The sequence below is a fragment of the Paraburkholderia caffeinilytica genome (assembly GCF_051027425.1).
Taxonomy (GTDB): domain Bacteria; phylum Pseudomonadota; class Gammaproteobacteria; order Burkholderiales; family Burkholderiaceae; genus Paraburkholderia; species Paraburkholderia caffeinilytica_A.
On record NZ_CP186553.1, the window covers coordinates 1,859,055 to 1,885,138 of the forward strand.

33 protein-coding genes are annotated in these 26,084 nt (G+C 60.6%); 8 read left to right on the forward strand and 25 right to left on the reverse strand.

Going from position 1 to position 26,084, the window contains the following annotated elements; all coding sequences use genetic code 11:
* Positions 1-131: 131 nt before the first annotated feature.
* The 24 genes from ACOSV0_RS28785 to ACOSV0_RS28900 all read right to left on the reverse strand — a co-directional run bounded on the left by ACOSV0_RS28785 (position 132) and on the right by ACOSV0_RS28900 (position 17,540).
* On the reverse strand, positions 132-713 hold the full coding sequence (locus ACOSV0_RS28785) for a phage tail protein (RefSeq protein WP_434110406.1): 582 nt from the start codon (positions 711-713) through the stop codon (positions 132-134).
* Positions 714-1,076: 363 nt separating this feature from the next.
* Positions 1,077-1,721: a hypothetical protein gene (locus tag ACOSV0_RS28790; protein WP_434110407.1), complete on the reverse strand. Its 645-nt coding sequence runs from the start codon at positions 1,719-1,721 to the stop codon at positions 1,077-1,079.
* Between the two features lie 224 nt (positions 1,722-1,945).
* Positions 1,946-2,233, reverse strand: coding sequence for a PAAR domain-containing protein (locus ACOSV0_RS28795; RefSeq protein WP_434110409.1), 288 nt, complete (start codon positions 2,231-2,233; stop codon positions 1,946-1,948).
* Between the two features lie 11 nt (positions 2,234-2,244).
* Entirely contained in the window at positions 2,245-3,294 is a 1,050-nt protein-coding gene (locus ACOSV0_RS28800) for a T6SS immunity protein Tli4 family protein (protein ID WP_434110411.1), read from the reverse strand.
* On the reverse strand, positions 3,288-5,228 hold the full coding sequence (locus ACOSV0_RS28805) for an esterase/lipase family protein (RefSeq protein WP_434110413.1): 1,941 nt from the start codon (positions 5,226-5,228) through the stop codon (positions 3,288-3,290). The genes ACOSV0_RS28800 and ACOSV0_RS28805 overlap by 7 nt, the downstream gene beginning before the upstream one ends.
* Before the next feature lie 37 nt (positions 5,229-5,265).
* The gene (locus ACOSV0_RS28810) at positions 5,266-8,046 is read right to left on the reverse strand and encodes a type VI secretion system Vgr family protein (RefSeq protein ID WP_434110415.1); all 2,781 of its coding nucleotides are present in this window, start codon (positions 8,044-8,046) and stop codon (positions 5,266-5,268) included.
* A 92-nt stretch (positions 8,047-8,138) separates the two neighbouring features.
* Positions 8,139-8,435 (reverse strand): hypothetical protein, encoded by a 297-nt coding sequence (locus ACOSV0_RS28815; RefSeq protein WP_434107658.1) that lies wholly within the window; start codon positions 8,433-8,435, stop codon positions 8,139-8,141.
* 711 nt (positions 8,436-9,146) lie between these two features.
* Positions 9,147-9,506 carry a hypothetical protein gene (locus tag ACOSV0_RS28820; protein ID WP_434110417.1) on the reverse strand — a complete coding sequence of 120 codons (360 nt, stop codon included), beginning with the start codon at positions 9,504-9,506 and terminating at the stop codon, positions 9,147-9,149.
* The gene (locus ACOSV0_RS28825; RefSeq protein WP_434110419.1) at positions 9,503-9,883 is read right to left on the reverse strand and encodes a putative holin; all 381 of its coding nucleotides are present in this window, start codon (positions 9,881-9,883) and stop codon (positions 9,503-9,505) included. The genes ACOSV0_RS28820 and ACOSV0_RS28825 overlap by 4 nt, the downstream gene beginning before the upstream one ends.
* Positions 9,876-10,079: a hypothetical protein gene (locus ACOSV0_RS28830; RefSeq protein ID WP_434110421.1), complete on the reverse strand. Its 204-nt coding sequence runs from the start codon at positions 10,077-10,079 to the stop codon at positions 9,876-9,878. The genes ACOSV0_RS28825 and ACOSV0_RS28830 overlap by 8 nt, the downstream gene beginning before the upstream one ends.
* 131 nt (positions 10,080-10,210) lie before the next feature.
* Entirely contained in the window at positions 10,211-10,708 is a 498-nt protein-coding gene (locus ACOSV0_RS28835; protein ID WP_434110423.1) for a hypothetical protein, read from the reverse strand.
* Positions 10,701-11,405: a hypothetical protein gene (locus ACOSV0_RS28840; protein ID WP_434110425.1), complete on the reverse strand. Its 705-nt coding sequence runs from the start codon at positions 11,403-11,405 to the stop codon at positions 10,701-10,703. The genes ACOSV0_RS28835 and ACOSV0_RS28840 overlap by 8 nt, the downstream gene beginning before the upstream one ends.
* Positions 11,406-11,408: 3 nt before the next feature.
* The gene (locus tag ACOSV0_RS28845; RefSeq protein WP_434110427.1) at positions 11,409-12,269 is read right to left on the reverse strand and encodes a phosphoadenosine phosphosulfate reductase family protein; all 861 of its coding nucleotides are present in this window, start codon (positions 12,267-12,269) and stop codon (positions 11,409-11,411) included.
* A gap of 4 nt (positions 12,270-12,273) precedes the next feature.
* Positions 12,274-12,492: a hypothetical protein gene (locus ACOSV0_RS28850; protein ID WP_434110429.1), complete on the reverse strand. Its 219-nt coding sequence runs from the start codon at positions 12,490-12,492 to the stop codon at positions 12,274-12,276.
* 13 nt (positions 12,493-12,505) lie between these two features.
* Complete coding sequence (locus tag ACOSV0_RS28855; RefSeq protein ID WP_434110431.1) at positions 12,506-13,009, reverse strand: Rha family transcriptional regulator; 504 nt, start codon at positions 13,007-13,009, stop codon at positions 12,506-12,508.
* Between the two features lie 2 nt (positions 13,010-13,011).
* Positions 13,012-13,251, reverse strand: a complete 240-nt coding sequence (locus ACOSV0_RS28860; RefSeq protein ID WP_434110433.1) for a hypothetical protein — start codon at positions 13,249-13,251, stop codon at positions 13,012-13,014.
* 13 nt (positions 13,252-13,264) lie between these two features.
* Positions 13,265-13,441, reverse strand: coding sequence for a hypothetical protein (locus tag ACOSV0_RS28865; protein ID WP_434110434.1), 177 nt, complete (start codon positions 13,439-13,441; stop codon positions 13,265-13,267).
* Positions 13,438-14,262 carry a ParB/RepB/Spo0J family partition protein gene (locus tag ACOSV0_RS28870; RefSeq protein ID WP_434110435.1) on the reverse strand — a complete coding sequence of 275 codons (825 nt, stop codon included), beginning with the start codon at positions 14,260-14,262 and terminating at the stop codon, positions 13,438-13,440. Before ACOSV0_RS28870 ends, ACOSV0_RS28865 begins: the two co-directional genes overlap by 4 nt.
* The gene (locus ACOSV0_RS28875; RefSeq protein ID WP_434110437.1) at positions 14,259-14,696 is read right to left on the reverse strand and encodes a hypothetical protein; all 438 of its coding nucleotides are present in this window, start codon (positions 14,694-14,696) and stop codon (positions 14,259-14,261) included. Before ACOSV0_RS28875 ends, ACOSV0_RS28870 begins: the two co-directional genes overlap by 4 nt.
* Positions 14,697-14,859: 163 nt before the next feature.
* The gene (locus ACOSV0_RS28880; RefSeq protein WP_434110438.1) at positions 14,860-15,381 is read right to left on the reverse strand and encodes a DNA cytosine methyltransferase; all 522 of its coding nucleotides are present in this window, start codon (positions 15,379-15,381) and stop codon (positions 14,860-14,862) included.
* Positions 15,382-15,436: 55 nt separating this feature from the next.
* On the reverse strand, positions 15,437-15,625 hold the full coding sequence (locus ACOSV0_RS28885) for a hypothetical protein (protein ID WP_434107670.1): 189 nt from the start codon (positions 15,623-15,625) through the stop codon (positions 15,437-15,439).
* Positions 15,622-15,963: a DnaB-like helicase N-terminal domain-containing protein gene (locus ACOSV0_RS28890; RefSeq protein WP_434110440.1), complete on the reverse strand. Its 342-nt coding sequence runs from the start codon at positions 15,961-15,963 to the stop codon at positions 15,622-15,624. Before ACOSV0_RS28890 ends, ACOSV0_RS28885 begins: the two co-directional genes overlap by 4 nt.
* Before the next feature lie 28 nt (positions 15,964-15,991).
* Positions 15,992-16,627: a hypothetical protein gene (locus tag ACOSV0_RS28895; protein ID WP_434110442.1), complete on the reverse strand. Its 636-nt coding sequence runs from the start codon at positions 16,625-16,627 to the stop codon at positions 15,992-15,994.
* Entirely contained in the window at positions 16,605-17,540 is a 936-nt protein-coding gene (locus tag ACOSV0_RS28900; RefSeq protein ID WP_434110444.1) for a hypothetical protein, read from the reverse strand. The genes ACOSV0_RS28895 and ACOSV0_RS28900 overlap by 23 nt, the downstream gene beginning before the upstream one ends.
* A gap of 503 nt (positions 17,541-18,043) precedes the next feature.
* On the opposite strand from ACOSV0_RS28900, the gene ACOSV0_RS28905 reads away from it, so the two are divergent.
* The 7 genes from ACOSV0_RS28905 to ACOSV0_RS28935 are packed head-to-tail and all read left to right on the forward strand — an operon-like array spanning position 18,044 to position 21,786.
* Positions 18,044-18,265 (forward strand): hypothetical protein, encoded by a 222-nt coding sequence (locus ACOSV0_RS28905; RefSeq protein WP_434107674.1) that lies wholly within the window; start codon positions 18,044-18,046, stop codon positions 18,263-18,265.
* Complete coding sequence (locus ACOSV0_RS28910; RefSeq protein WP_434110446.1) at positions 18,262-18,507, forward strand: DNA-directed RNA polymerase subunit alpha C-terminal domain-containing protein; 246 nt, start codon at positions 18,262-18,264, stop codon at positions 18,505-18,507. The genes ACOSV0_RS28905 and ACOSV0_RS28910 overlap by 4 nt, the downstream gene beginning before the upstream one ends.
* A 5-nt stretch (positions 18,508-18,512) precedes the next feature.
* Positions 18,513-19,409, forward strand: a complete 897-nt coding sequence (locus ACOSV0_RS28915) for a YqaJ viral recombinase family protein (protein ID WP_434110448.1) — start codon at positions 18,513-18,515, stop codon at positions 19,407-19,409.
* Positions 19,409-19,906: an HNH endonuclease gene (locus tag ACOSV0_RS28920; RefSeq protein ID WP_434110449.1), complete on the forward strand. Its 498-nt coding sequence runs from the start codon at positions 19,409-19,411 to the stop codon at positions 19,904-19,906. The genes ACOSV0_RS28915 and ACOSV0_RS28920 overlap by 1 nt, the downstream gene beginning before the upstream one ends.
* Positions 19,903-21,018, forward strand: a complete 1,116-nt coding sequence (locus ACOSV0_RS28925) for a recombinase RecT (RefSeq protein ID WP_434110450.1) — start codon at positions 19,903-19,905, stop codon at positions 21,016-21,018. The genes ACOSV0_RS28920 and ACOSV0_RS28925 overlap by 4 nt, the downstream gene beginning before the upstream one ends.
* Before the next feature lie 5 nt (positions 21,019-21,023).
* The gene (locus ACOSV0_RS28930; protein WP_434110452.1) at positions 21,024-21,284 is read left to right on the forward strand and encodes a hypothetical protein; all 261 of its coding nucleotides are present in this window, start codon (positions 21,024-21,026) and stop codon (positions 21,282-21,284) included.
* Between the two features lie 10 nt (positions 21,285-21,294).
* Positions 21,295-21,786 (forward strand): hypothetical protein, encoded by a 492-nt coding sequence (locus ACOSV0_RS28935; RefSeq protein WP_434110454.1) that lies wholly within the window; start codon positions 21,295-21,297, stop codon positions 21,784-21,786.
* 1,323 nt (positions 21,787-23,109) lie between these two features.
* Here ACOSV0_RS28935 and ACOSV0_RS28940 read toward each other — a convergent pair.
* Positions 23,110-23,703 carry a hypothetical protein gene (locus ACOSV0_RS28940; protein ID WP_434110456.1) on the reverse strand — a complete coding sequence of 198 codons (594 nt, stop codon included), beginning with the start codon at positions 23,701-23,703 and terminating at the stop codon, positions 23,110-23,112.
* A gap of 13 nt (positions 23,704-23,716) precedes the next feature.
* Between ACOSV0_RS28940 and ACOSV0_RS28945 the strand changes: the two genes are divergently transcribed.
* The gene (locus ACOSV0_RS28945; RefSeq protein ID WP_434110458.1) at positions 23,717-25,999 is read left to right on the forward strand and encodes an amylo-alpha-1,6-glucosidase; all 2,283 of its coding nucleotides are present in this window, start codon (positions 23,717-23,719) and stop codon (positions 25,997-25,999) included.
* Positions 26,000-26,084: the final 85 nt, after the last annotated feature.

The following is a 26,084-nucleotide window of genomic DNA, read 5'->3' on the forward strand; positions in this document are numbered from 1 at the left end:
TTTTCGACCGCAGCTAGGCGAATATCGCGGGTCTTCGCGTCCGCATGCCCGTTTCCTGCGCGGAAGTACCTTTTGCGCCAAGGGCCGGGGCGAGCCTTCCCGCGCGTGGCGGGAGGGGCCAGCGGGCCGCGTCACCTGCCCGCAAGCCACGCGATTTCGTGCGCCAGAATCGCCGGATACTTTCCGGCAATGAGATTCGCGAGCGCCTTCTGTACGGTGTCGTTCAGCAGCGCATCCGGTATCGACGGGCCGTACAGTTCACGGATCGGCAGACCGGACATGTACGTGCGGCCGTCTTTCGTCACTTTCCGGTGTCCCCTGCCGGTGCGCTCGAATACGCCTCTGTGTCCGTTCGGCATCGTGGCGATGAACGCATGGCGTAGCGTTTTGCGGCCGTTCTTCACACGCACCGTTACGCCGTTCTTCGTCTGCGTCGCACCGTAGTTGATCAGCGCGACGGGTCGCCCGGTTGCCCTGAGCGTCACCGCGAGCCGTGAGGGTGTCGCGCGTTCGATCGTAAAGGAGCGTTTGATGGCGCTCGCCTTCAGGTTGTAGCCGGATGCGCGCACCATGCGGGCACCACCCGTGCGCGCCTGCGCAGCGGTCCTGTTGAGTGCGCGCACGATCGCGCGGATGTCGTCTTTCGGGTTCGGGTTCGGGCTCGCGCCTGCGGTAATTTCGCGCGTGGTTGCGCGTACTGAAAGCCCTGCCATGTCCCAATCAACGCGATGCGCATGAAGTGACTGGATATTGACAATATTTGACGCTGCGATACGGCCCGCAGGAATTCTGTCGTGTAGATTCGGACACGCCGCTGTTTTTTACAGCGGTTCAGGCCTGAGCGCCTGTTTCCCAACGAGACTACGGACCATGCCAGACAACACAGAGACCGCACTGATACTACGCATGCCCGATGCCTGGTAACGGATCGCTGGCGATCGCGGCCAACCCTGCCGGGTGCCCGATGCGTCTGCCGGTCACGCTTGCGCGGCTTGCCGTGCCCGCAGGGTGTCCGCTTGAGGCCGTACCGGTTGTGCGCCCGTGGTGTGTCCAGCGGCAACGTGGGCAATGTCCGCTTACGCCGCCTGTTGCGCCTTCTGACTGACCGGACGCGCGTCGTCGTTCCCGTCTGCGACGATGCCCGCCTCGCGTAACAGGGTGTCTATGCGCCCGCTCGCGGTATCGAACCGGCCCGGTACATGCCGGTTGCCGACCAGTTCCGCCTCGATGATGCCGGTGTGAGCGGCGACCGTATGGCGGTCCACGCCGCAGCGCTGCGCGAGGCTCACCGTTGTCTCTTTCGTGCGCGTCAGGGCGTTGGCCACGATCGCCGCGCGCAACCGGTCATTGGGACCGTGCCCGGCGAGTAGCGGCGCAACGTGCGCGAGCGTAACGCGCATGGCACCGGCCCATTCGGGATTGGGATAACTGCCCGAACAGCAGCGCGAGCCGCACGAACATTTGAGCGCATGCGGCGCATAGGCCAGTACAAGCAGCGCGCGCGGCAGCGGCGCGAGCCGTTCGAGCTGGCGACGGATGCGCGCGGCCTGCACGGTCGCATCCGTACCGGTCAGCGTGGAAGCGGACGGCACGCCCTGATGCAACACGGCCAGCGAAGACAGGCCGCCGCGTTCGACGGCATGGCGTAACGCGTCGCGCAGGGCGGCGGCGGGACTGGAATAGAGGCAGCGCACGGGAACGGAACAACCGGGGCCGGACATGAAAAAACCCGCTCGCGCGGGTTCTGGTTCGGGACAGATTTCGAGCATCCCGATAGAGGCCCATATTAGCCAGAATCTGGCGAAAGTCAATTTCTGATAAATCGGGCCGGTACGGATCGACCCAGGCCACCGATTCTAACGAAGGACTGGCAGCCGGATCGGATGATGCGATGGGCGCTGACGGGCCAGCAGGCAATCCCGACCTGCCCGCCACCACGTCCGGTTCATATCTCGATATACGACACCGACTGTGACGCCACGAGTGTCGGTGCTGGCGAACATTGACATTCACACAGATCATCACTCAGCGCGACCTCCCGGCCATCCGGTCCCGTGCCGGAAATCCGGGGACCTGCACACACAATCCTGCCAGTTGTCCCGCACGCAGGACACCACACCGGATCGTGCTCGTAGGCCTGTCCGCGCTCACCGATCGGATCGGCACCGTCGCCGCCTTTCACGATGCCGCCTGCCGTTGTCGTGTCGCCCTTTACAATGTCGTAGCGTCGCATGCCACCTCCCTTTACACCGCGCCCGGCCGCAGCCGCAAACTGTTCAGAAACGTATCCCAAGCCTGCAACGCCCCTGCCTCATCGACTGGAGCGGTTCGCTCTTCAGCCGGCATATCACGGCCACTGACGTCCCCAAGGATCATCTGAATCGACGTATGCGGCTTTGCCAGCGTGCTCGGGTCACCCGGCGCAAGTAGAGAGAAGCGGTATTCGGTAACGCCCCCGTCTCTAACTTCGAACAGCACCTCTTCGGCATCCATGCCCGCGATCTTGCGATGACCCTGGCGCAAAATACGGTAGGGCGCATCGATTGCATCCAGTTTCGCTCGCAAATCAGGCAGGGTCTTAAGAAGGGATGCCGCAGGATCGCGATCCTGACTGACCGAATCGCGCATCTGGATCAACAGCAGTGCAGGGCGATGTTCCGGCATCAGAGCAAATGACTGGCTTACTTCCTCCGGGTAGGTCGACGAACCCGTCACGATCCCGCCGTCGAAGCAGAATCCTGACTCCACCGGCACCGACCAGTTGTCGCGCGCTTTTATTCGATGGTAAAGGTTATTGTAAAAATCATCGACCTTGTTTAATCCTGTTGATCCAAATCCGCCAACCGTATGGAATACCATACCGTTTTCGTAAATGAAGCCCTCTGAGTCAAATGGAAGCGAAACTCCTTCCGTTGCGGAATCCTGATAAACGAAGACTCGCGAGTCTTTGATGGGAGAAAGTGCTTTTTCAAGCCAGAAATGGCTCGTTTCCCTATTTCTATTTCCCGGATCTATGCGTTTCCTGGTGCGTAATTCCTTCTCCCGAGCTTCGACCTTAGCTTGATAGGTCGCAACCGGGACGTTGTACTGGGTTTCGAGCTTCTCCCCTCGAAACTCATACCGCTGGTTCGAGATTTCGCTCGCGGCAGGACGGTCAAATACAAAGCGACCAATGCACCACGGCCGCGTTTTGGACAGCAAAGGACTAGTCATGGTCGGTTCCCCGGAAAAAGCTGCTGAGCAGGCATCGAGGCCTGCCACGAGCAGCAGAGTTTTGGCAATACGTTTCAGCATTTGGGTTCCGGTGCGTCCTGCGCAATGTTCACGATACTGTAAAGCAACGCCCAGCGCGTCCACGGATGCTCATAGCTGAACTGGTGCGGGTATCCGCCCTGTTCGAATGCCATCTGCACGCCCTGCGCAGGACCACCATCCGCGCCCGGTTTGAGCCCGCGCGCCTGCGCGCGTGCCGACCACACGGGTACGGTGCCGTCGCCGGGAATGATGCCATTCCGGCTTCCTTCCAGTGTCCTGAGCGTCCCGCCCGGGCCACCTGGCAGGGAAGCCGATTTCTGAACCTCAAAATCGACGGTCAGCTTGCGCGATTCCAGATACACCCGCAACTCTCCCTTGTGCGAGTCATACAGCGGTCTGGCTGCAAGCAGTTCTTCTTCCGTCACGCCTGCCGGCAGATTTCCGGTCCATACGACCGTGCCCCACGTCAGCAGCTTATCCAGCGGCTCACCTTTCTCGATGGTAGGCTTGCTGTCAGTTTTTGCCGATGCGCCGCCCTGCATTTTCGGATCGAGGACACCGCCGCAGTAAGCGGCATAGGTGTTTTTATGGTAAGCATTTATTATATTGTTCTGCTTTCCAACAACGTCTTTCAAAACATCGCGGAAGTTTTCTGGAACGGTTTTATTTCTTCCAATCTCATCCAGTCTCTTTTTTACGATTCCAGCGGGATCAAGCATCGATGCGTCGGGAACAAGGCCGTACCATTTTGGGTTCGTATAAATCTCTGCGTACGCATTGCCATTCTTCGGCAACCGCATGACCGGCTCGCCGTTGATGCGAGCAAAGATCCACCACGGCTTACCGTCGTTGTAATCCGGCATCGGCAACAGTTCGAGTGGCCCGGGCGCGTTCGCCGTCACCGCGACGAACTCGTTTTCATCGCGGCCCATCAGTGCGCCATTTTTATAGCCGTCCCCGATCAGGAACGTGGTAGGGCCCTCGCTCCCGGCCCCTGCGCGGAATCGCTTCGCGGCCAGCGGCGCGCCGGTCGCAGGTTGTACGCCATGAAACACCCCGTGGATCAGATCCTCCGCGCCGTGCATCGCGATGGCCATGCGAGCCACCAGGCCGCCCATCGAGTGCGTGACGACGATGGCCTTGCCACTATGATTCTCGGCGATGATCTCCCTGATTCCCATCAGGTGAGTTTTTTTCCTGGATTTCGGATTGAAATAATCGGTACTTTCTATCACCTGCCTGGCCGAATCAGCGTTTGATTGAAGCCAGTTGTATCCAATCGCATATACCCGATAACGAAATTTGAGAAAATGATTGAACTCCGCTGAATCCGGAGCAATCGGCGCCCCCTTGCCAAAGCCGCCATATTGTTTCGGATCGGTCCCGAGGACCGGGTGAAGCGCCCACGTCTCACCGGTTGGATCAGGATTGATCCACGGCCCCTGTAGCTTTCCGAAAAACTTTGGTGAGTTAAGCGTCTGCTCAAGCCATAAAAGGAACGGGTGGTAGCTCCATCGATGTACGGACCCCCAGCCCCTTCGCCGCGCTTCATCTTCACTGATTGTCTTTCCGTCACCGGCATTGATGGGGCCGAGTGTAGTGACTTTCGCTTCCAGCGGATTGAATTTCGTCTGACGCTCGGCCGCATTCTTGTGGTAGGCACCATATAACCAGGCTCCCGCTGCAGCCTTTGAATCACCGGGAGCCGCATTCGGCGGGAAAAACATCTCATCCCCGGTTTTCTCGTTGACCAATAGCGTACCCATTACGCCGGGAATAAAAATCACCGGAATGATCGGCCGCACGTCGCACAAAAGTTCCTTTCTTCGTGTGTCGCTGGCTGGCGTCAGGGTGAAACTTCCGAAAGACGAACCGTCTGGTGCAGTGCGCCCCATGACCTGCACCACGTCCTGATCGAAGTCGTTATTGAACGGCGAAACTACGTTTGGATTACCTGTCGGATTAGTGCCCATAGCATTCGCAAAATAAGTTTGTATCTGTCAGACGAAGTTATTCCGCAGCACTACCAGCGTCCGGCGTTCGCCGCAGCGCATGCAGCATCAGCGATTCAACGTCATCGCTCTTCTGTTCGGTCACATGTCCCGACTCGTTAGTCGTCCCGGTCAAACGCGTTCCATCGCCTCGCACCAGTTCGTAGGGGTGATTCTTCAACGGCTCGCCCGTGATCTGGTCGTGCAACGTGTAGGGATCATTGAATATCGCCTTCGGCAGGCTGTTCATGTGCTGGGCAACCGAACCCGGCCCCTGGCGGCTGAACGATGCCGCCCTGACGGTGCGCGGGCCTTGCGTGCCGTCCTCGATTCCGGCCGCCGACCATCGGGTGTAGGAACCGCCCGCCCTGATCCAGATTTCGTCGGCATCGAGGATGATTCGTTTGGCCTTCGTGGTAGCGTCTTTTGCCGCGTTGAAGTTTACGTTGCCGGTGAGTGCCGTTATATCGATTGGCCCTTTTGCCGTGCGGATTAATATGCCGAGCTTCTGCGCGAACAGACTGATTTTTTCCGCTGCCGCCGCGATCAGCGACTTGCCGGTCGCAACATGCGTGTTGCCGTTGCTGACGATATTGGCCTCACCATCCGCAACGATATGTGCCGAGCGATCCGCAACCATTGCGACGTCTCTGGGTGTCGAGACAAGAATGTTCGGCTGGGCAAATCCATTGGCATTACCCGTGCCGCCGCCCGCCGTCACACCGCCTGCGCTTGCCCCCGATACCGGGTGCAGGATCTCCGTGGACAGGCCCTTGAGCGCGTTCTGTCCTGCCCGCAGCGATCCGGCCTGCGCCGTCGTGCTCGCACTCGACAGCGACTCGACCAGCATCCCTGCCTGCTGCAACTGCGAGTGCGCCTCGTCTACGCCCATCTGCTCGTCATCGTGGGCTTTAGGGTGCGTGCTGATCGACAGCCCCTTGCTGGCACGCACCGCGCCGAACTCGTCGGCGTGCAGTGTGAAACCTGCACCCAGATACCGGCCGCGCCTGTTGCCGTCCTGCCGGATCAGATAACCCTGTGCGAACGATGCGTAGCTTTTCCCGGTGTAGCTGACGATGCGCGTGCCGCCCTGATGCGTTGCGTCGTCATGCACGAAGGCGTTGTATGCGCCGGTACTGCCGAAGCCGCGAGACCGGAACCCCGACAGCAGGACGTTCGTATGCCATGGGGACGGGGTTGTGCCGCCATTGACACGCCCCAGGATGAATGGTCTGTCGCAGTCGTTATTCCAGTAACCGATGACGACCCATTCGCCCGCCCTTGGGACGTGAACCGATCCATAACCGTTGCCGGTATCGGACTGGATCGCCGACAGCAGCGGCGACGAATTGAACGCGCCGGGGGGATTTTTATGGTCCCATGCGAAATGCACCCGGACCTGATTGCGCTCGTTCGACCACGCCTCGAAGCCCTTCTGGGTCACGACAAGCGCGTGTTCATTCGACATCACCGGCTTCACGTGATCGAATGGACTGCGGTAATCGACGCGGGCGTCCTGGGCTTCGACCTCGATGACGTAAAAACCCGCCGTCCCGTCTGCTGCCTGGCCCGGTGTCCTGAAGCGCGCGCCACGCACGGCCTGCTGTTGCGCCAGCGTCGCGCGCAGACTGAGCGGAAATTCGGCCGTCTGCCTGCCAACCGGTACGTTGTTCTCGATGAACCAGCGCGTTTCGACTACGAGAAATTCCCGTTTTGTTGCATCGCTGTCCTGATGCCGTGGATGGTTGTTCAGGATGAAGCGCGAACCTGCATCGAGCCAGCGCAGGCCGCCCACTCCAAAATACCGCCGGGCCTGCGCTTCCCACACCTGGACGCGACGACGCGCACGTGCGTCACCGCTATCCGGGTCGGGATAGCCATAAGCCGTCGATTCGTACACCGTCATCGGCGCACTTGGGATACTGCGCTCGTCCCCCGGTCGCCGCTCCTGCACCTCATACGTGACAGACTGGAGGAGACTGCTGGCTTCGAAGCTGGACGCAGGGCGCTTGTAGTCGAATGCGTGCGACATGTACCGCAGACTCTGCATCGTCTGCATGGCCGCCCACTGCGTGAATCCATCGACCTCATGGTCGCTGTTGCCGCGATAGAACCCGGCAGGCTGCGCCTGCGGCAAGGACGACACCCGGTCCAGAATTACCAGCGTTGTTTTCGGCGTTTCGTCACCGCTGGCTGTCTCGTGAACCCAGTAGAAATACCAGCCTTCATCTTCGAGCAGGCGGTGAACAAAATGGAGGTCCGATTCGCTCTGACGGCACCACGACCGTCTGGCCGGTTCGCGTGACAGGTCGAAACGGAATGTTCCCTGCAGTTGCGGATACCGGTTGAACACGTCGGTGACTATTTCGCGCGCATCCTGTTCGAGCCATCCTTCCTCGTTGTGCGTGTTGCCGAGAAAGACCAGGGCGGACGAGAATCCGATCTGGTACGTAGACAGCCCACCATCCCCGCCGAGATAGCCGACCTGATGCACGAAACCGTGGACCGGGCGGTAGGCCGGACCGGCATCCGGCGTGCCCGGTTGCTGGATCCAGAGCGTGACAGGCTGGTGCATCAGCGACAGCAGCGTGGTGTCGTCACGCAACGACGCGACATCGATGGTCCAGGAATAGTCGCGCCCGATTCTGGCTGATCCGCGTGCCCGTAGTGGGATCAACGCATTGCTGCCGAGCGGCGTGTCCAGCATCAGCAGGCGCTCGTGCTGCATGATGCCCCGGTGGATCGCGTCGAACATATCCGTATATTTCAGACGTTCGGGTCCGGTCGGGCTGAGTCCCATCTTTCGTTATCCTTTTCTCTCAGGTTCAGGCGTCGGGCAGGTAAGGCGAACGGCACACGCCAGTCACGACGCGAGTCGCGCGTGCAGTTCTTTTAGTGAAAATTGAAGAAGCCAAGCGCGATCAACTCGTACAGGGCGACGTACAGGGCCAACACCACGAACCCGACCTGGAGCCAGAAAGCAGGTCCGCCGCGATCCGGCAATCTCCATGGCCGGTAGATCCACGCATATAGCGCGAGCACGGTAACGCCTGTACCTGCGAGCCCGCCGGATGCCAGGCTCAACGTGTTGATCGTCGCAGTGGCTATGTACCCATAGCTACTGGACACCACAAGTACCATCAGCGCCAGAACAAGCACGGCGCCCAGTAACGCGAACCCTGAGAGCATGAGTAGCCAGAAGCCTGGCCTGGCGTTAGCTGGCGGCGCAACGGGAACACACGGTGTTGCATCGGCTGGAGAGCGGGTCGGATCGGGCTGGATGTCGGACATGTGAATGATGTTGAACGGGCTTCAGGCGGGGAATAGCGTATGCAACTGGTGCCAGCTATTTTCTCATCGCACGAGGGTTCGACAGTGATGCGCGCGGTGCGAAATCGCATCATGTCTTGCGCGAAATCAATGATTCAGGAGAGCGAAGGTCATGCACTAGGGACCTGGCAAGCGCAAGGTTATTGAGCGGTACTGCCCGCATGCCGTGGCGTGCGGGTGCTCTGCACGAGGCAAATCAGGTCATTTTCCCCGATACTGACGTGCCATACCGCGCAGAAGCTTGGGCCAGGATATTTCCCATATCGCCGCTCACGGGAGCTGGTCATAATCAGTTCCGGGCGCGCAAGCCTCTCTCCTTTGGGTCGCGCCCGTGCTTCATAGCTAGGATCCCTCTTGGGACTCGCACCCTGACCGGCGCGAGTCCTTTTTTTCGGTATTCGCATCTTTTCCTGCCCTTTACGGCCGGGTAACCCGCAGGCATACAAGACCTTGATGGAAAACCTGCGGGTCGTCGTGGGGACGGAGGTAAATTGCCCGGCCACCCCGTTACCCTTCAGAACAGCCCAGCCGTCGCTGTGCCGATGGGAGAGACCACGGGAGCCTCTGGTTTCAGGCGGTGGGCGGATCAGACGAGTGATCCGTGCGCAGGTTTTTCAGCGAGGCGACGATCTCCGACACGTCGCCACGCGCGGTCCACACGATCCACAGCACGATCAGATTGACCACCACATGCGTGGGTTCAACCGGCGTGTTGTACCAGCCGGCCCACACGCGCAGCGCGAGCACGCCGTAGGCGCACACGAGCGCAAAGCGCGCGAGCCGCGCGCGGAAGGTGGCGACCACGTGCCCACGCGGATGGGCGAGCAGCAGCACCGCAAAGATCGTGGTGGCGAGCAGCCCGTTGAGCATCAGCAGCCAGAAATCGGCAACGCCCTTCGCGCCGAAGGTATGAACCAGCGAGGCCATCATGACCGGTCTCCTCCAATGAAGCGCTGCACGAGCTGGGTGAGCAGCGCGGGCACTGAGTTTTCCGACCAGTCGAGCAGCACGACTGCGGCGGTCACGACGCCCGCCGCCGAGACAAACGCGGCGGCCCATTCTGGCAGCCATGCAAGACGGGTGTGCAGTTCAGGCGTGAGCGCGTAGCCGCCCACCAGCGAGACCGCGAAGTAAAGCAGGCGCCGGAAGCGCGAAGGCTCGCGGCTGCGCATCACGAACACGAGTGCGCCACACAGCACGCCGCTCATCACCGTAAAATCCGGGTGCAGCGGCAGGCTGATCGCCAGCCCTGCACCTGCCAGCACCCCTGCGCTCGCCCGGGCCACCATCGATGCAGGTTCAGCCATTGTGGACTCCCATGACATCGATCAGGAACGCAAAACTGCGTTCTGGTTCCGGCCGCGTTTTCAGCAGGTCACGAATCATCCGTAAGACATCGGCGTGCAGCTTGCCGAGTATCTTCGCGACGATGCACGAATCCGCACGTGGTTCGCCTTCATGTACCACGAGCAGCGGATCGGGTAATGCAACAGGGTCGATCATGATGGCGACTCCTTTGCATGTTCGCGTATCCATTCGAGCGCGGCGCGGTGCGCTTCGACATAGGCGGGCGTCGGGTGTATGCTCGTCTCGAAGCCGTGGCGATAGGTGCGGCCGCTCCACGCCAGGCTTCATCACGCCGCATTATCGAAATTGCGCCGCGAGTTTTTCGGGCGGCCACGCTCATCAAAGTAGTTCTCGCCAATGAGCTTGCGCGTCTCTGCATCAAACGCTTTCCTGTGCTCCGCCTTGGTTTCTATCTCATTGCCGAGCGCCTGCGAAAACGCCGCGCGCTCTTCGAGCGTCATTTCCAGACGAAGTACATACTCATCCCCGTTTCCGGTCGGACAATAGGGTTCAAGTTCGAATGCACCTTGCTGATTGGCGCGCATTTCACGATTGAAGTTGCGCAGGCGGGCACGCGCATACTCCCGGCACATCATGCGCGACGCAAAGGCCGCAAGGTGTGGCGCGCGGTGCATCGGATCGAGCAGGTCAGCCACCTTGTCGCCGATCTCATCCTGCCTGACTACCGTTTCGTTGCGCTTGCGCATGTCGCTCAAGGTTTGGTCTACGAGCGCGATGATTTCCGCGTGCTCGGACTTCTTCAGATCATGATCTGGCTCACGCATTATATTTCTCCCCAATCGAACTCAGGATCGTACCAAGCTCCCTTGCATTCTCGATCGTATCGCTGCGCATGAATTCGTAGCCTTCATGTGCCGTCATTTCTTCGAGCATTGCATCGATATCGATCTTCACGATACGTTCAGTCACTTCATGCAGCCCCCAAAGCCATAACGCATCAGGATGCATCCGTTTCAGGGATTTCGTTGATTCGACTTCAACCGGTTCTTTCGTGGCCTGGTTTGCGCGATGCACGTTCAGCACACGCTGCGCGCTTAAAGGTTCGCTTTTGTCCGCCATCACGGCTTCGAAGGTTTCGTCAGGCACGGCGGCAAGTTGTTGCCATTGCGAAGACTGGTTTTTCGAGATGCCTAGCGCACGAAGTGTTTCAGGGTGCGGATCAGAATCAATGGTCACTTCCCTGGACCGTTGATATTCGGCGCTCTTTCGATCACCGCCTTTCGCCGGGGCCGGACGTTCGTTCAGCAACGCGCCTATGCGCTTTGCCGCCCTCACGCGGATTTCCTGCGCAGTCCGTTCCGCCTCGAAATTGTTGGCCTGGCGTGCATACACTTCGAGCGCCATGGCCTTATCGTGGATATCCTTCACCTCATCGACTGCGGCACATTCCGCAATGGCACGACACATCGCCTGATAACGCAGATCAACGAGCGCCGTTGCTTCGTCCGATATCGTCGGCATGGCTCAGTCTCCACAGAAACAGTCAACGAGCGGCGCTTCGTCCGTGTCTTCGAGCGCGAGCGGAATCTGGCGCGCGTAAAAAAGCGCCTCGCGTTTCAGGTCACGATACGGCGGCCGGTCGTTGCGGAACGTCGCGCCGTGTTCCGCGCTTTCCTGTCCGATCCACCAGTCAGCGCGCCACGGTTCGGCAACCAGAGCACGAACGATCTTGTGATGCGCCTTGAGAAAACAGCAGTCGCAGTTGCCCAGGTCGCCCATCGGATCGAGCTGGAGGTCGAACGGTTGCGCGCGCCAGAATGCGAGTACATCGGCTTTCGTGACGTTCGCTCGCACGAGCGGCAGCACCGGCACGCCGTTGGAGTTGTCGCGGGCGGGGTCCATCATGCGCGCCACGCGGCGAGGTTCATCGGCGCGTATGCCGATCACGCTGTCCCATTCTTCGAAGCCCTGTGCGCGCATGTAGGCGCTACTCGCGCGCATCTTCAGATTGATCGTGCAGAGCCGGGCCGCAGGATTCGGCAGCATGTTGGTGGCACGCGCCATCGCCGCGAACGGTTCGCCATGTCGCGCCGCCGTTTCAAACGTGACAAGCTGGTAAGTGCAGAAGCGCTGTGCGCGACCTTCAATAAAGCCCGTCCACTCGATCCATGCAACCGGCACGCTCCAGCGCCGTGCACATTCGTCCACGAACGCGAGCGTTTCTTCGCGTTCCTTGCCCGTGTTCTGGAATACCACGAAGCAGTCGCGCGGCAATCCGCAGTTGGCGCACAGGACCTGATGGAGCATGTACGCGCTAGTCCGCCCGCCGCTGAAACAGATCTGCGCCGGGCCGCTCACGACATACCGCGCGAGGTTTTCGGGCATGGCGTTACTTCTCGCGAAAGACTTCACTGAATACGAGCCGCAGATCGTCGCCCGTGCATGGGCGTCGCCCGTACCACGCTTCGGCCCGGCGCGCGCATTCGTCAGCGTGCACCGCCCACGGACTGCCACGGCGCAACGCCTCACGCCGCACCTGGTCGCCCAGGGTGACACCCAGCGGCGGCAATGCGCCGCCCACCGGAAATCCACTTTCGCGATTTTTCATCGCAAGCCTCCTGCTAGTCGAACAGCGACGGCTGGATCATCGCCATCAGCCGGTAACGCTCCGCCTCCATCGCTGGTTTTGTTGCCTTGCGTTCCAGCATCAGATGTGATCCGGTCGAGGCCCGTTCTTTCGATGCCCGCTCCCGCTCGTGCAGTGCGAACAGGTCATGCAGCAGCCCGCGCTGTTCGGTGCGCACGAAAGCGGCCATTTCGTTGAACGCAGCAATAAACGCTTCCTTGATGCGTGCCGCTTCGCTGCCCGTGAAGCCGAGCACCAGAAACATGAACCCGTCTTTCGTCATCTGCACCATGCGACGCAACTTGCCCTGTATGTCGATATATCCGGTCGGCGCAAAATTGCGTTGGCTGAATTCGGCTGAGCACTCCCGATTATCGTAAGTGCGCAGCACATCCGCGTGACGTTTATGAAAGTGCCTTGCGACGCGCAGCGTATCCGTGACCAGACGGTTGTCCGCGATGCTCACGAAATCGGCAAGTGGACCGGGTATCTCAATCATGGCTAACTCCTGTCGTGTTCCTCGCCGTGGGTGAATGAGGGATCAGGCGGCGTCGCGCCCGCGAGCGCTACACGCGCAAGACGCGCGATGGACTGGAGCGCGGTGGCCGGATTGCGTGTCGGCACTTCGGCGAGCGCGCGTATCAGGTCGAGCACTTCACGCGCCCTGGTGAGGTCGTGCAGCGCCCGCACGCGCAACCGGTCGGCGTGCATGATGCGAATCTCGCGCTGCTTCAGGTTCATGACGCGCTCGCGATCAGTGCAATGGCAGACGCGCCACCCAGGGTGTATGATTGTCTTCGGAAACACCCTTCGGGGCCGTGGCGTCTGTCATGGCCTTTTTCTTTTTCGGCAACTCCCCGAAAATCGCCACGGTCACGAAGTCCCGCATGTGCGCAAGCATCGCGGACTGGTACGTGATGTCCTTTTTCATGCTGAAACCCTCCTGACCGGGATGTTGCTGATGTCGCGTCCGAGTTGCGCGAGCATGTCGCGCTCTTCGTCGCTAAAGTCTGCCTGGGCGTGGATTGCCGTGCGCAGCAGGCGCGCATAGGTGCAGAGCATCGACACACCATACGCGCTGAGTTGCGCCAGTTCGCGGCGCATCGCATCGGCCTTTTTCCCGTTCTTTGAGCGTCTGGCTGGGCGCGGATGATGCACTTCCGGCCGGTCTTTCTGCGCGGCCATGGTGGCTGCCTGCGGTAGGGTGATTTCGCCGTGCGCAACCTTCTTCGCCAGTTCCGGGTCCGCTTTTGCCACCTTGTCGGCCATTTTCTGAGTGCGAATTGATCCGCCGGATTTCGCCGCACGATCAGCAACAGTTTCAAGAGGTGCAACGTTGCACCTCTTGATCGTGTGCCTGTTTGCGCCTTGTAGCTGGGCTTTCGCCCAGTCCTGAGCGCTCGCCACGATGGCGGCCTGCTGGCCCGGCGTCAGGTGGCGGCGGTGCAGGTTTTCAGACAAGACGAAAGCGAGCGGATCGCCGTCGCCAAACGGCACCGTAGCCGGTTCAAGGCCCGCCTCGATGCAGGCGCGGTAGCGGTTGCCGCCGTCCAGGATCATGCCGTCGAACAGCACGATGGGCTGGCGCAATCCGTGCGCCGCTATGTCCGCGCGTAGTACGTCAAAATCGGTTTGCGCAAGCCGGGGAAACAGCGCGCACAGCGGATGAAGTTCTAACGGTTTCATTGCGTACCTCTCTGGCGTCGGAAAAGACGGGCACGTGTTGCGCCGGATCTGTCGGGCGGGTTTCATGGGTCGCCACCTGCCGCAAGGCGCGGCGCGTCGGCGCGGTCATCGTTCGCAGCGTGCCCGTCGAGCAGCACCGCCCACGCCTGCACCACACAGCGTGGCACCTGGCCGTTACCCAGTGCCTCGATGCGCTTCGCGCGGTGCGGCACCTTCATTTGTGCCATGCGCGGCACGAATCCGGGCGCGCCGGGGGCCAGCGTCGCCGGGTCGATGCCGAACCATGGATCAGGCTCGCCAGCGGCGTGTGGGCCGTGCTGGCGCGCCCACGCGTCGAAATGCGCGGCACCGGGCGGCGCGAGGTCCGTCCATCCCACGGGCCAGCCCATGAGCCATTCCACCCACGCCGGATTGAGCGGCCCGCCGTCCGCATGGCAGCACAGTTGCGGCGTATGGCGTCGCAGGCGGCCCGGCGATGCGCCGGCCGCATCGGTTTTCATGGGCGTCGGCCACGTTCGCACGGCTGCAGGCAGACCATTGCGTGGATTTGCCGCGTAGAAATCGCCACGCTTTTTCGCATCGTTCGCGACCGGCGTGGGCCACAGCCTGACTTCAGCACTCAGCCCGGGATCGCCGCGGCCGTTATGTCTTCCGTCGCTGGCGTCAGCGGCAAGCGGAGTGCGCCAGTATCCAGATTCGTTCCCTGATATGCGGGGCGCCGCAACCGGCAGCGGATAGCACGCCCCAGCGCGCATCAAGCCCCATCGCGGCCAGATCTCCAAGCACGGTTCCGAGTCCGCGAACAGTGAGCATTGGGCTGTTTTCCACGAGCACGAACTGCGGTCGTACCTCGCGAACGATGCGCGCCATTTCGCGCCACAGTCCTGACTGTTCGCCACCGATTCCGGCACCGCGTCCGGCCGTGCTGATGTCCTGGCACGGAAAGCCGCCCGATACCACGTCAACACAGCCGCACCATGCGCGTCCGTCAAACTCACGCACGTCCTCAAATATCGGAAACGGTTCGAGCGTCCCGTCGTTCTGCCGTGCGATGAGTACAGATCGGGCGTAGGCGTCGAGTTCGACGGCGTACACGATGCGATGTCCACGCAGTTTTGCGCCGAGAATTCCGCCACCGGCACCGGCGAACAGCACGAGTTCGCGCAGGGTTCCGTCATCGCGCATGGTTCCTCCCGCTGACGCGCGAAGGCTTCGAGCATGGCCCGCGAAAAATACCAGGTCATAGGCCCCCCGCCGCAGGGAAGCCGGGCAACTGCACCTGTTGCGCCACCATCAGCTCAACAACGATTTCGGCACGCGGGTTCGTGCGGTTGATGCCGTGATAGATATGCCGTTCGCGCACGCAACGGTCATTGCGATATACGCCCGCCGTCGGTGATTGCAGCGATACCAGTAGACGCGCATTCACCTGCTGCCCCGCATCGCTTTGGGCTGCGTTCCGGCTTCGTGCTGCGCGTCAAGCGCGTCACGGAATGCAAGCAGCGCTTTCAGGCGGCCGGTTGCGAAGCAGGGATCGTCACCCGCCAGCCAGTCCAGATATCCGGCGACACCCTGCACGCATCCGTGACGTTCCCTGCGCATCGATGCAAATACCGCGGCGGGGTCGTGCTGCACGCGCCTCTCTGCCAGGCGTTCGGCATTCCGGAAGATCTGGCCGTGCAGATCGTGCGAGAAATCCTGCGCACGCAGTGAATGCCAGTCGGAATGTGCGATCCCTTCGCCGCGCAGGATCATGCGCAGCACCATCTGCTCGCCACGTGTGCGTGCATCGCTTTCAAACCGGATCATGCTGCACCCCAGCTTCAACAGGTTCGTCATCCTCACCAGGCACGCGTGAGGGGATCAGACCGGCAGCGCAGCCGATGATTGCGAGCGCGGCCCGCCACCGCCCGCGCTGTTCGTCCGTCGCATTCGCGATATACGCGCTTCCCGCAGACGATGCAACGGCATCAAGCGCGTTTTTCCTCGCATCGTGCGGGCCTGGAATCCGGCCCAGCTTCGCCACCTTGTCGAGAAAACCGAATGCCCATTTCGGCGACGGCCTGCTGTTCCTGAGCATCGCGGCGGCAATCGCGCGCATGCGTGCGAGGTTTGCTTCCGCAACTTCAGGTGTCACAGGCGCAGTCGGAAACGGCAGACGTGGCAGGTCATAGGCGGCGTTCTGCGCGCGTGACTCGCGGCACAGTTCAAGGAATTCCGGCAGCATCGGCGGATGCGTGACGCCCGCGAGCGCTTCAATCCCTGCGCGCAGCGCTTCGGGCGAAAGACCGCTCAGGCGTTGTGTCCAGGAGCGTTTCAGGTCTTCGGGGTCAACGTTGCGCCACATTGCCAGGAAGCGCGAACCGTAGAGCGTCAACTGATGCCGGAACAGCCATTCGCCGCGCGTTTCAGTGCCGTCTGTCGGGAACATGCCGCACATCCTCCGGTGCAAGATCGATCACATCGGGCGGCGGCTGCCACGGGTCGCGCCCGGTCAGCGCCGTCACCATCACGCGGTCGCGGTGTTCGCGCAGATCGCGTGCGGAAGGCGCATACGGCGGCCCGTGTGAGGCGTGCTGTGCGCGTTCCCTGCGGCACCAGTTGCGCCACGTCGCGAACCAGTCGCACTTGCGCGCTTTCGCGCTGCTTTCCGCGTGCCAGTAGTCGGCAAATGCTTCGGCGGTTCCGCACACCTGCGAAGGCGAGAATCCGCACCTGCGGATAGCCCAGAGCGCCCATTCGTCGGGCAGCGTCCAGCCTTCGGGCAGGCGAGCGCCGCGCGAATCGCGTTTTTCGCGCGGCTTAAGCTTTAAAACCCGGGATGAGTTCTCATCCCCAGCAATCAGAGAATCAGACAATCGGTCAATCAGAGAATCAGAGATACAAGGGCCAAGTGCTTGTTCTTCTGGTGCGAAGTCCTTATCACCAGAATCAGAAGGGCTTACTACCATGGTCGTAAGTCCTTCGTCGCCGCGCACGTCGCCAGCGCCCACCGCTTCGGCGGGTGCTGGATCAGCGCTTTCGGGCGGCGGAATTTCACTTACCGCCTCATTGCCGTGCGGCTTCTGGTGCTTCGCGAAATTCACGATCTGGATAAAACGGCGTCCGCTCACCGCATAGCGGATGATGAATCCGGCTTGATGGAGGTCGCGCAACATCGCATCAACGTTTGCGCTGTCGTAGGGCAGTGCCTTGACCTTGATACGCTGCGGCCGGTCTTCGAGCCGTCCTTCGCGGTCAGCAAGCATCCAAAGGTAAATCCAGAGCAGCCGGTGCAACGGCGGCAACGCCGCGAGCGCTTCGTTTTCCATCGTGCCGGGCTTGATGTTGCGGGCGCGTGCCATGTTCGCCCCTACGCGAAGGAGCGCGACGCGGCACCCTGTTCACCTGTACAGAGGTAAGCCGCCCACAGGACTGGCGAGTTTCTAACCACGACCGTTCTCCGGTTCAACCACATCAGGCAATCGACGCTATGGAATGTGGCCTTCCGGTTGTCTTTTTTTAAATCGCCGGTCAGATTCCATGAATTAAAATTAGCCGCTAAAAGGCCGGTGGTCAATTAATACAGTTTGCTTTAATTGTCCATGGTAGTGCACTAATGTGTTCTGACGTTTCAGCCGAAAAATCAAGGGATATGGGACATACACCTACGTCATCACGACTGGAAAATGCAGCCATCAGGAAAGTTGCTCAGGATTGCTAATAACACATTGATTGTTAATGGACAATTCAATCCGGCTTGCGCCATATAATTAAAAACAATGTCTCGTCCTCGCGTCATAGGTCACTTGAAAAATATCTGACCGCGTGCGTATCCTTAATCGTGCCTGAGTCAAGGAGTGGACGCGTGGAAAACAGTTTTGTCGAGACCTGGGCGATGCCACATGAAAGCGGCGGCGAAATACACGTTGTTCGCGGACCCGATAGCGACGTGACCTACCGCCATGCGCTGACTGTCCGGGACTCGCTCCAGGCGAGCCGCATGCCGGTCATCACCGGTCAGTACCGCGACATCGAAACGGGTCTGTGGACGGTGTTCGTTCGCGTCCTGCCGGAGCCGCTGCAATGAGTACGTTCGACCTCCCACAGCGTAGCCCGATGGTCAGCGCGCTGCTCGCTCAACAGCCGGTTACGGTGCTCGGCGTGACGGCACGGATCACCAACCGGCTTCAGGCGGCCGGGATCTGGTCAATAGGCGAACTGTGCGCGCACAGTCTGCATGACCTGCAACTGATTCAGGGCATCGGCGAGTACTCAGCGCATTGCGTTGCCGACACGCTGGCACTGCGTGGTCTTTCGCTCAAAGGGTAAAGCCCATGAACTCAAGGGACGAATGGCTTGCGGAGCGCCGCAAGGGCGTCGGCGGCAGCGATGCGGCCGCCGCTATCGGGCAGTCGCGCTATCAGACAGCCTATGAGTTGTGGCTGGACAAGACCGGGCAGACAGCGGGCGAGCGCGAAGAAAACGAAGCGATCCGCTTCGGCCAGGCGATGGAAGCAATTGCAGCCGACATGTTTGCGCATCGCATGGGCGTGCGCCTGCGCCGTCGCAACCAGATCATCCGCCACCCGAAGTATCCCTTTATGGCGGCGTCGGTTGACCGGCTGGTGGAAGGCCGCCGCGAAGGCTTCGAAGCGAAGAACGTCAACGCCGACTTTTTCAGATTCTCCGGCGAATGGGGCGATCAGGGTTCCGACCAGGTTCCGGTCGAATACCTGTGCCAGTGCCATCACTATCTGACGGTACTCGATTACGACGTCTGGCACCTTGGCGCGGTGGTCGGTGGCAACCGTCTTGTGACCTACACCATTGAGCGCGACCCCGAATTTTCCGAACTGCTGATTGACCAGGAAATGACGTTCTGGACGTTCGTGGAAACCGGCGAACCACCGCCGTTTGACTACTCGCACCGGCACGCCGTTGAAATCCTGAAGCGGCTTTATCCGGGCACAACCGGCGAAACCGTCAGGCTCGATGCTTCGCTGATGGACTGGCATTACGTGCGTATCGAAGCCGACGAACAGGTCAAGTCGTATCAGGCCGTCAGCGACGGCGCACGCGCGCACCTCCTGCACGCGATGGGGGACGCCGCGGTAGGTCGCCTGCCGAATGGCGGCGCATACCGGCGCAGGGTCGTGCACCGCCCTGCGTACAGCGTCGAGGACTGCGATTACACGACGCTGACCTACAGCAAGCCCAGGGAGAGCGTGTAATGAGCACACAGTTGACTGCTCCGCGTCTTCGCGAGTTGTTGAGTTATAACCCTGACAACGGGGTATTCATCAATCGTGTAACCCGGTCCGGTAAAGCTGTCGCCAATCGGATAGCGGGCAGCCTCGATGCCGATGGTTATGTGCAAATACATATTTGCGGTCGAAACTACAAGGCGCATCGGCTCGCCTTTCTTTATATGACCGGCGGCTGGCCGTCAGGCCCCGTCGATCATCGCGACGGGAAAACCTCGAATAACCGCTGGAAGAACCTGCGCGATGCAACACCATCGATCAATTCCCAGAATCAGCACTCAGCCCGCAGCGACAACACAACAGGGCTGCTTGGCGTCAGTTACGACGTTTCGCGAGGAAGGTATCTTGCGCAGATTTCAGCAGGAGGGAAAAAGCTAAATCTCGGACGGTACGCGACATCCGCCGATGCCTACGTGGTTTATCTAGCCGCGAAGCGGCGATTGCATGAGGGAAATACGCTATGAGCGACAACACCTTATTGAGCGGCACGCGATTCGAACTTAACGCCGATACCCTTGGGTATGTCGAGCGCTTCGCGATGCTGATGTCCACAGCCGGCATCACCGTACCGGAGCCTTATCGAAACAATCCGGGCAACTGTGCGGCAGTGACATTGCAAGCGTTGACCTGGAACATGAACCCATTCGCGGTCGCAGCAAAGACGCACTTCGTCAACAATCAGATCGGCTATGAAGCGCAGCTAGTCATCGCCGCCGTCAACACCTCCGGCCTGCTGGCGGACCGTATCAACTGGGAATGGTTCGGCCCGTGGGAAAAGATCGTCGGACAGTTCGCTGAACGCGAGTCGAAGACGAAGAAGAACGAACACGGCGAGCCTGTCCGGTATCGCGTGCCTGCGTGGAACATCGAAGACGAAGATAGGCTTGGCGTGCGTTGCTTCGCGACGCTCAGGGGCGAGCGCGGACCGCGTGTGCTCACGATCCTGATGAAGCAGGCGCGCGTACGCAACTCGACACTATGGGCGGACGACCCGAAGCAGCAGATTGCTTACCTGTCCGGTAAGCGCTGGTCACGCCTGCACGCGTCCGAAGTTGTTTTCGGCGTGCGCACGCCTGACGAACTGGAAGTGATCGACGGCGGCGTGCACGATATGGGAATAGCCGAAGAAGTGCGGCCCGACCCGCCGCGTGAATCGTCGCGCACCAACAGCGTCAAGCAGCGCATGAGCAGGAATGCGCCACCACACGAAACCGTGCCGACGCTGGATGAAGTCCTGAAGCGGATTGCAGAGGCACGGAGCGCCGGTGAACTCACCGCAGCGGGCGAACTCGCCATGAAGTTGCGCACCGGTCAGGAAAAGGAGATTGCGCGCACCGCGTACAGCGACAGGCTTGCAGCAGCGCGTGCCGCTTCGCAGGCGGGCAGGAAGGTAACTGACGCGGAACCGATCGCGATGACCTTCGCGCAGGTCATGGACGGACTTGAAAAAGCCGATGCAACTGGCCTTCTCGACGTTGCCGCCAACCTGATACGCAGCGTGCCGGACGAAGGCCAGCGCGAAGAACTGGAAGAGTTCTATGTAACGAAACGCCACAGGATGGAGGGCGAGCAATGAACACAATGAATACGGTAACGATTGGCGAGGGCTGGGATCGCTTCAGACGTCAGGTGATACCGGCAACATTGTCTGACGGGCAGGTCTCTGATATGCGCGCATGCTTCTACGCGGGCGCGCTCGTTGTGCTGGAGACAGTCAACACGCTTGCAGACATCGACAGCGACGTTGTAAGCATACTGGTGCTCGAAATCCTGCAACGGGAGAAACGGGCATATCTCGGCGAAGCATACCGCTGGGCGCGGCAAGAGCCGCCGTCCGATTGAGAGGCGCGCGATGATGACCTTCGAAAATCAACCGGTCAGGGTTGAGCACATCAATACGCGCACTGAGTATCACGGCGATGACGAAGTGCTGGCCCTTGATCTGATAATCACGACCGACCTCCCGAATACGTCGCTCGACCGGCTGTCGTCCACGCTGCGCCGCTCGCTTTATGATGCGGACGGAACCGGTGATCTGGTTGACCCCGATCACACGCCGCGCCTGCGCAACCCCCAGTTAGGGACGTTGCACTGGTCGGGCAGTTTCCCTGCTGACTTCACATTCAGCGATAGCGATCATGACGACGACCTGCCGTTCACCGACGCGAAGCTGGACAGGATCAGGTTCGTACCCAGGGAGGGCGGCACCGTCGCGTACACATTCCGGGTCAAGGTCTACCCAGGAGACGAACAGGTTTCGGCGCGCGTCCTGTCGCTCCTGCATAGGCCCGGCGTGCGCGGTACGCTCGACGTGTTTGAAGAGGAAGCGGAAACGGTTGACTGACTGCGCCGCTGTCCCGGCGTGGCATAAACGGCTTCGACAGCCAGAACCCGCTTCGGCGGGTTTCTTTGTGTATGGGTGCGGGATACGCTGGTGTGTTGCAGGAAAGCCGCAGAAATTGTCCTCAGATTGTCCTGATGCAAATAAAAATCTTCTTCCGGTGAACGGCAAAATCGCGGAAACCCATGCCAGACAAGAGGTTCGCGGGAAAGAAGATATTTTGTGGATTGCCCCCTGTGCGGGGCAGGCACCTACTTTTCTTTGCCTGCTGCAAAGAAAAGTAGGCAAAAGAAAGCAGCTCACCCCGCTAATTCTTAAGCGGGTCCCCCGCACAGTCACGGTAGTGGCGCATCTGGAATCGGTGCCCTCGCACATTCGACGTTCGTGACAAGGCCGTCATACTTCCGGCGGCGCTGCGCGCGCCGACGCGCATTTCATAAAACCAATCGCTACGTTTTCGTACCCGCGTTTCGCTCAGTATCTTGACTCGCCAATGGCATGGGCACACTTCAAGAACTCATCTCCACGTTCTCGCATGAGTGCTCTATTCGGCGCTCCGCCGGGGCGAAGCCGATGGCCTAATCGCGCCTCACGATACCCCCCAGCTTCCCACACAACTCCATCGTTGCCGAGGTGACGCCGATGGCCACATCGCGCTTAAACGAAGCCCCTGTTTCTCATGCAATACCGTCGTCACCGGGGCGGAGCCGATGGTTCCCGTCAAGCCTAAACGAAGCCCCTGGTTTCCCAAGCAATACCGTCGTCACCGGGGCGGAGCCGATGGCTCCCACCACGCCCAAACGAAGCCTCTGGTTTCCCAGGCAATACCATTGTCGCCGAGGCGGAGCCGATGGTTCCCACCACGCCCAAACGAAGCCTCTGGTTTCCCAGGCAATACCGTTGTCGCCGAGGCGGAGCCGATGGTTCACGTCACGCCCAAACGAAGCCTCTGGTTTCCCAGGCAATACGGTTGTCACCGAGGTGGAGCCGATGGTTCCCACCACGCCCAAACGAAGCCTCTGGTTTCCCGGGCAATACGGTTGTCACCGAGGTGGAGCCGATGGTTCCCACCACGCCCAAACGAAGCCTCTGGTTTCCCAGGCAATACCGTTGTCGCCGAGGCGGGGCCGATGGCTTTCGCCACGACCAAGCGAAGCCCTTGGTTTCCTGATGGCCCCTTCCGGCGAGCACGTAGTGCGAGGCGGGAAGCATGACAGCCTTGTCACCAGGGCCGAATGTGCGAGGGCACCGATTCCAGATGCACCACTACCGTGACTGTGCGGGGGACCCGCTTAAGAATTAGCGGTGTGAGCTGCTTTCTTTTGCCTACTTTTCTTTGCAGCAGGCAAAGAAAAGTAGGTGCCTGCCCCGCACAGGGGCGACGCTAATAAACCAATATCCATTCAAGGAAAGGCCAAGAACCAAAGCCCAAAGAATCCAGATCAAGGAAAGGCCAACGCCGTAGGCAACCAGACAAGAAAAGGCCAACACCGCAGGCGACCAGACAATAAGCGCCCCGCAGGCAAACATATCAAAGAAAGGCCAACGCCAAAAGCGCACAGAAAAACGCGTCGAACAGACAACCAGACAAACAAGTGTCGCACAGACCATAAAACCAGGGAAAGACCAACGCCACAGGCGAACAGACAAACAAGCCCCGCGCGGGGAATCAAACCCGCACCTGCATCTCCCATGCCAAAAAAAATCCAAACCCCAATCAAAACAAAAATCAAAACAAAAACCCAAACCCCAAAGTGAGATCAAAACAAAAAATCGAAACTCCCATGTGATAAGTTCGTCTGACGCGGACAGACCCTCTACAATCAGAAACGACCGGGCAGCGCCCAACCGCCCACCAGCAACCGAATCCGAAAGCAAACGCAAAAGCGAAAGCAAACCCGAACCCAAACCCGAACCCATAGGAGCGACCCTGATGCAGCAGCCAGAAGCCCTCGGCGGCCTGTCTCACTCGGGTGGAATCGACCACCACGAACCCGAGCCGGACGGCGCATTCATCCCGACGGAAAATCTCAACGTCGCGAGCGCCACCCAGCATGTGCTGAAGTCTGGCAACACCTTTATCGTCAACGACCCCCTCGGCGATATCACCGGCCACGACGACGGCCTGTTCGTCAACGACACCCGCGTCCTCTCGCAACTACGTCTCACCTTCGGTGGCCGCGCGCCGTCGCTGCTGTCGGGCAGCGTCAACAGCGACAACACGTCGTTCACCGCGCACCTGACCAACCGTCCCTTGCCGCCGCTCGGCGGCGACAGCACGCCCGAAGGCGTGATCCACGTCGAGCGCGTACGTGTGCTCTCGGGCACCGTCCTCAACGAAGCCATCGAACTCACCAACTACGGCACGAGCGACGCCGTCGTGCCGCTTTCTATCTCGTTTGCCAGCGACTTCCGCGACATGTTCGAAGTGCGCGGCCTTAAACGCGACAAACAGGGCCGAGTCAAACCGGCGCGTGTCGAGAACCGCGAAGTGCTGCTCGGCTATATCGGTCTCGATGACGTGGCGCGCAATGTGCAGATCGCCTTCTCGCCGGAACCCGACAAGCTTTTCGCCGACCGCGCCGACTACACCGTCAAGCTGCCGGCGCAAGCCTGCGTGTCGATCTATCTGTCGGTTGCGGTGAAAGTTGTCCCGCAAGCCAACAAACCGGGCGCGGACGTCGCACAACCCATGCATGCGGTGAGCGAGGCTCATCTGTCGCAAATCGATGCGGAGCGCCCGCGCGTCGGCCGCGCCGCAGTGCGCGCCGCACTGGTCGACGCCCACTTGGTGATGCGTGAGCGGCGCCGCGTCACCGCGCGGGTGCGTTCGAGCAATCCGCTCTTCAACGCATGGATCGATCGCTCGCTCGCCGATCTGGGTTTGCTGACTACCGATCTCGCCACCGGTCCGTATCCGTACGCCGGCATCCCGTGGTTTTCAACACCGTTCGGGCGCGATGCCGTCATCACGTCGTTGCAGGCGCTGTGGCTGCAACCGACTCTGGCCGCAGGCGTGTTGCGCTTTCTCGCCGAACATCAGGCACGTGAAAATTCGCCGTTTCGTGACGCCGCGCCCGGCAAGATCATGCACGAGATGCGCAAAGGCGAAATGGCCGCCACCGGCGAAGTGCCGTTCGCGCTGTACTACGGCGGCGTCGACACCACGCCGCTGTTTATCGTGCTGGCCGGCGCCTATGCGGCACGCACCGGCGATCTCGCACTGATCGACGAATTGTGGCCGGCGCTGGAGCGCGCGGCGCAATGGGTTGCGGGTGTCTGCGACAAGAACCGTTACGGTCTGCTGGACTACCAGCGCGAATCCGATGGCGGTCTTGCAAATCAAGGCTGGAAAGACAGCCACGATTCGGTCTTCCACGCCGACGGCCATTTCCCCGACGGTCCTATCGCGCTCGTCGAAGTGCAGGCCTATGCGAGCGCGGCATTCGACACGATGGCTCACTTCGCAAAGCTGCGCGGCCTGCAGGATCCCGCCAGGCAATACAGCGAGCGCGCAAAGAAAATCCGTCAGTGCGTCGAAGAAAAGTACTGGATGGAAGAGGCCGGCTTCTACGGCATCGCGCTCGACGGTCACGGCGAACTGTGTCGCGTGATGGCGTCGAATGCGGGCCACCTGCTGGCCTTCGGTCTGCCCTCGCGTGAGCGTGGCGAAGCTGTCGTGCACGCGCTCGACTCCACGCTGTTCCATACCGGCTGGGGCGTGCGTACGCTGGCCGCGAGCCAGGCGCGCTTCAACCCGATGGCGTATCACAACGGCTCGGTCTGGCCGCATGACAATGCGCTCTGTGCCCGCGGTCTGTCACGCTACGGCGGCAAGGCGGCGGCCGTGCGGCTGTTGCAGGCGCTATTCCAGGCGGCGGTCAATTTCGACATGCGTTTGCCGGAGCTCTTCTGCGGCTTCCCGCGGCGGCGCGGCGAACCGCCCACCGCTTATCCGGTCGCCTGTCTGCCGCAAGCCTGGGCGGCGGGCTCGCCGTTCATGATGCTCGAAGCCTGTCTGGGCATCACGATCGATGCGGCCCGGCGCGAAGTCGTGATCGAGCAACCGATGTTGCCCGAGGGTATCGACTGGCTCGAGGTCGGCGATCTCAAGGTGGGCGATTCGTCGGTGTCGATCACGTTCAGGCGAATCGGCGACAAGGTGGTCGCATCGGCGGCCGAGCAGGGCGACGTGCGGGTGGTCGCGCTTCTTTAGGCAACTGCTGTTCATACGCTGGAAGTTTTGTTGGATGCGATGCACCGGGTGGTAACATTTGTTGTCATCCTTATCGACCGTTCAC

Coding starts and splice junctions, on each gene's coding strand:
- ACOSV0_RS28785 (WP_434110406.1), bottom strand. CDS start 713: ATGGCAGGGCTTTCAGTACGCGCAACCACGCGCGAAATTACCGCAGGC.
- ACOSV0_RS28790 (WP_434110407.1), bottom strand. CDS start 1,721: ATGTCCGGCCCCGGTTGTTCCGTTCCCGTGCGCTGCCTCTATTCCAGT.
- ACOSV0_RS28795 (WP_434110409.1), bottom strand. CDS start 2,233: ATGCGACGCTACGACATTGTAAAGGGCGACACGACAACGGCAGGCGGC.
- ACOSV0_RS28800 (WP_434110411.1), bottom strand. CDS start 3,294: ATGCTGAAACGTATTGCCAAAACTCTGCTGCTCGTGGCAGGCCTCGAT.
- ACOSV0_RS28805 (WP_434110413.1), bottom strand. CDS start 5,228: ATGGGCACTAATCCGACAGGTAATCCAAACGTAGTTTCGCCGTTCAAT.
- ACOSV0_RS28810 (WP_434110415.1), bottom strand. CDS start 8,046: ATGGGACTCAGCCCGACCGGACCCGAACGTCTGAAATATACGGATATG.
- ACOSV0_RS28815 (WP_434107658.1), bottom strand. CDS start 8,435: ATGCTCTCAGGGTTCGCGTTACTGGGCGCCGTGCTTGTTCTGGCGCTG.
- ACOSV0_RS28820 (WP_434110417.1), bottom strand. CDS start 9,506: ATGATGGCCTCGCTGGTTCATACCTTCGGCGCGAAGGGCGTTGCCGAT.
- ACOSV0_RS28825 (WP_434110419.1), bottom strand. CDS start 9,883: ATGGCTGAACCTGCATCGATGGTGGCCCGGGCGAGCGCAGGGGTGCTG.
- ACOSV0_RS28830 (WP_434110421.1), bottom strand. CDS start 10,079: ATGATCGACCCTGTTGCATTACCCGATCCGCTGCTCGTGGTACATGAA.
- ACOSV0_RS28835 (WP_434110423.1), bottom strand. CDS start 10,708: ATGCGTGAGCCAGATCATGATCTGAAGAAGTCCGAGCACGCGGAAATC.
- ACOSV0_RS28840 (WP_434110425.1), bottom strand. CDS start 11,405: ATGCCGACGATATCGGACGAAGCAACGGCGCTCGTTGATCTGCGTTAT.
- ACOSV0_RS28845 (WP_434110427.1), bottom strand. CDS start 12,269: ATGCCCGAAAACCTCGCGCGGTATGTCGTGAGCGGCCCGGCGCAGATC.
- ACOSV0_RS28850 (WP_434110429.1), bottom strand. CDS start 12,492: ATGAAAAATCGCGAAAGTGGATTTCCGGTGGGCGGCGCATTGCCGCCG.
- ACOSV0_RS28855 (WP_434110431.1), bottom strand. CDS start 13,009: ATGATTGAGATACCCGGTCCACTTGCCGATTTCGTGAGCATCGCGGAC.
- ACOSV0_RS28860 (WP_434110433.1), bottom strand. CDS start 13,251: ATGAACCTGAAGCAGCGCGAGATTCGCATCATGCACGCCGACCGGTTG.
- ACOSV0_RS28865 (WP_434110434.1), bottom strand. CDS start 13,441: ATGAAAAAGGACATCACGTACCAGTCCGCGATGCTTGCGCACATGCGG.
- ACOSV0_RS28870 (WP_434110435.1), bottom strand. CDS start 14,262: ATGAAACCCGCCCGACAGATCCGGCGCAACACGTGCCCGTCTTTTCCG.
- ACOSV0_RS28875 (WP_434110437.1), bottom strand. CDS start 14,696: ATGAAAACCGATGCGGCCGGCGCATCGCCGGGCCGCCTGCGACGCCAT.
- ACOSV0_RS28880 (WP_434110438.1), bottom strand. CDS start 15,381: ATGCGCGATGACGGAACCCTGCGCGAACTCGTGCTGTTCGCCGGTGCC.
- ACOSV0_RS28890 (WP_434110440.1), bottom strand. CDS start 15,963: ATGGTGCTGCGCATGATCCTGCGCGGCGAAGGGATCGCACATTCCGAC.
- ACOSV0_RS28895 (WP_434110442.1), bottom strand. CDS start 16,627: ATGTTCCCGACAGACGGCACTGAAACGCGCGGCGAATGGCTGTTCCGG.
- ACOSV0_RS28900 (WP_434110444.1), bottom strand. CDS start 17,540: ATGGCACGCGCCCGCAACATCAAGCCCGGCACGATGGAAAACGAAGCG.
- ACOSV0_RS28910 (WP_434110446.1), top strand. CDS start 18,262: ATGAGTACGTTCGACCTCCCACAGCGTAGCCCGATGGTCAGCGCGCTG.
- ACOSV0_RS28915 (WP_434110448.1), top strand. CDS start 18,513: ATGAACTCAAGGGACGAATGGCTTGCGGAGCGCCGCAAGGGCGTCGGC.
- ACOSV0_RS28920 (WP_434110449.1), top strand. CDS start 19,409: ATGAGCACACAGTTGACTGCTCCGCGTCTTCGCGAGTTGTTGAGTTAT.
- ACOSV0_RS28925 (WP_434110450.1), top strand. CDS start 19,903: ATGAGCGACAACACCTTATTGAGCGGCACGCGATTCGAACTTAACGCC.
- ACOSV0_RS28930 (WP_434110452.1), top strand. CDS start 21,024: ATGAATACGGTAACGATTGGCGAGGGCTGGGATCGCTTCAGACGTCAG.
- ACOSV0_RS28935 (WP_434110454.1), top strand. CDS start 21,295: ATGATGACCTTCGAAAATCAACCGGTCAGGGTTGAGCACATCAATACG.
- ACOSV0_RS28940 (WP_434110456.1), bottom strand. CDS start 23,703: ATGGGTTCGGGTTTGGGTTCGGGTTTGCTTTCGCTTTTGCGTTTGCTT.
- ACOSV0_RS28945 (WP_434110458.1), top strand. CDS start 23,717: ATGCAGCAGCCAGAAGCCCTCGGCGGCCTGTCTCACTCGGGTGGAATC.